Origin of the sequence: Parapedobacter defluvii, from assembly GCF_014642075.1 — a bacterium.
In the GTDB taxonomy this organism is placed as follows: Bacteria; Bacteroidota; Bacteroidia; order Sphingobacteriales; family Sphingobacteriaceae; genus Parapedobacter; species Parapedobacter defluvii.
Map to the genome: position 1 here is coordinate 1 of NZ_BMIK01000059.1, position 1004 is coordinate 1004.

Genomic DNA, 1004 nt, shown 5'->3' on the forward strand with positions numbered 1-1004 from the left:
GCTGCTCAACCAAAGCATCATTACCCTGCAGTACCTTACTTCAAACTAATTCAACGACAATGAAAACGATTATTTTTTTCGCCAGCCTGCTCATCTTCTTTGGCTGCAGTAATACAACGGAAACCAACGGGGATGGATCGGCTTCCGCCGCCGATAGCGGAAATATATTGGAACTCACGGACGAACAGCTGAAATCCATTCCGATTTCCGCTACTACCTTACAAGAAAGAATCCTTACCCATACCCTCAAGCTGAACGGGAAAGTGGATGTACCGCCACAGAACCTGGTATCGGTAAGCAGTGCGTTGGGGGGGTACGTAACCTTTACCAAGCTCTTACCGGGCATGCATTTCAAAAAAGGCGAACTATTGGCCGAGATGGAAGACAACCAGTACATCCAGTTGCAGCAGGACTACCTGACGGCCACGGCCCAGCTGGAAAACAGGAAGGCTGAATACGACCGTCAAAGCGAATTGAACCGAAGCAAGGCCAGCAGCGACAAAGTGTATCAGCAGGCAAAAGCCGATTACGAAACGCTGCTCATCTCCAAACAGGCATTACAAGAGAAATTGAGGTTAATCAACATCCGGCCGGACAAGGTATCGGCTGGAAACATCAAACGGACGGTCGGCATTTTCGCTCCGTTTGACGGTTATGTTACACAGGTATTCGTGAACGTCGGCAAATATGTTTCTCCTTCCGACGTGTTGTTCGAGCTGGTCAATCCCCGCGACCTGCACCTGAACCTGAAGGTTTTTGAGAAGGACTGGGAGAACGTGAAAATCGGACAACCGCTCATCGCTTATACCAACAGCAGTCCCGAAAAGAAATACCACGGCAAGGTTATCCTGACCGGGAAAGCCATTTCCGAAGAACGGGCGGTTGAAATCCACGCCCATTTTGACAACCCGGGTCCGCAGCTGATTCCGGGATTGTACATGAACGCCGAACTGGAAATTCCCGATGCGCAAACACCTGCCCTGCCCGAAGAAAGCATCGTCAGT

Annotated in this window: 1 protein-coding gene; it reads left to right on the forward strand. The window is 50.2% G+C overall.

Annotation, left to right across the window (positions count from 1 at the left end; genetic code table 11):
* Positions 1-59: 59 nt before the first annotated feature.
* On the forward strand, positions 60-1004 hold a 945-nt coding region (locus IEX60_RS24725; RefSeq protein ID WP_188754067.1), incomplete at its 3' end, for an efflux RND transporter periplasmic adaptor subunit.